The sequence below is a fragment of the Ruegeria sp. AP12 genome, from assembly GCF_056540025.1.
On the sequence record NZ_JBQFVZ010000051.1, the window covers coordinates 1 to 1,531 of the forward strand.

The 1,531-nt window shown below is 57.1% G+C and carries 2 protein-coding genes; one reads left to right on the top strand and one right to left on the bottom strand.

Annotation, left to right across the window (positions count from 1 at the left end; all coding sequences use genetic code 11):
• On the top strand, window positions 1-904 hold a 904-nt coding region (locus ACR0E6_RS21080; protein WP_480586979.1), incomplete at its 5' end, for a LysR family transcriptional regulator.
• On the opposite strand, the gene ACR0E6_RS21085 is transcribed toward ACR0E6_RS21080, so the two are convergent.
• Window positions 901-1,531: MlrC C-terminal domain-containing protein (locus ACR0E6_RS21085; protein WP_480586982.1), on the bottom strand; the 631-nt coding region annotated here is incomplete at its 5' end. The genes ACR0E6_RS21080 and ACR0E6_RS21085 overlap by 4 nt on opposite strands.

Below are 1,531 nucleotides of genomic sequence, written 5' to 3' on the forward strand. Positions count from 1 at the left end.
ACACAGACACAGACTGCGCGAGTTCGAGTCGCTAAGAGCCGTGATCACGACTGGGACAACCATCGGCGCCGCGCGGCGTCTCGGGATTTCGCAGTCTGCCGTGAGCCGGTCCTTATCACAACTCGAGGCCCGTGTTGGGCGATCGCTCTTTCTCCGGCGATCGGGACGTATCGACCCAACAGACGAAGCCTTGCGTCTCAACAAAAAACTGGACCCAATTTTCGAGACGCTGGCGGACATTGAGGGCGCAGAATGGGCTACTCCGGATAACGAGCCGTTACGCCTGATCGTGCCGCCGACTCTGGCACATCACTTTGTCATCTCCAGGGTGGCCAGTTTTCTCAAGAAGAATGAAGGAAAGCAGCTTCAATTGGATATTCAGGCCACGGACGTGCTGGTCGCCGGCATTCTCGACCTCCGCTATGATCTTGGTTTGACGAGTGCGATGATCCAAAGAACTGGTGTTCATCTCATGCCTTGGCGCCGCAGTCAGGTGGTCTGCGCCATGCCGAGCAACCATCCGCTATCGGAAAAACGAGTGGTGACGCCGCACGACCTTGAAGGCGTCGCGCTGATCGAGTTTCTGCGAAGGCTGGGGACGCGAGCGATCACAGAAAAGATCTTTGCGCGCGCTGGAATTCGGCCGAAACAAGTCGCAGAAACGGCAACGAACATGGCCGCACTGGAGCTCGTCCGCGAGGGTTTGGGCGTGACGCTGATCAATCCCTTCCCGTTGTTGTCGTCAGGGATGGAAGGTGTCGTCGTCAGGCCATTTGACGCCGCCATTTTTTATGACACGAGCTTTGTACTTCCATCAGGCAGGCCACCTTCTCAGCTTGCCCGCCAGTTCATGCAATTTGTCAAGTTGACGACGCCGCAGGACAAATACTCAGAGCCCGTCTAGCGCAGCATCTTAGCCGACCACGAGGTGTCGACGTCCATCGGAAAGTTCGGTCGTGGCAAATTCGCAAACGGCCAGCGGTCGTGAACTGGCGACGTAAGCCCGCCCGTGTCGACCTCAAATACCTGGTTTGGCCCAAACCAGTTGGAAAACCCGGCCCGAAAGTGGCCTCTGGATTTCACAACAACAGTCCGGGCAGACGCAATATCCAGCCCGAACATATGAAAGAACACGGGGTCGGCAGTCTGTGTGCGATCGGTGATCACCACCACGGTGATACCACCAATACGAAGCGCAGCGGATGGCCCTAGGGCCAATCTCCGACCTGCCGTCATGCCCAGTTCACCTACCACATCTCCATTATGGAGACCCAAGACCTCTGCATCCGCCTCAAAAGGCACATCCCATTGCGCCCAGAAAGCGCTGGAATCGGAAGACCGGTTGAATCGTGCCCTGAATTTGCCGCCGACACCGATGCCATGGGCTTCGTTCGCAAGTTCCGGATCACAAAAGGAACCGAATAGGCATTCTTCGACTTTTGCCGCATGAAGAGCGGCTAACAGTTCCGTCGTCCTGCCACTGCCGCCGCCACCAGGATTGTCACCGGCATCGGAGAAAATCACAGGCGTG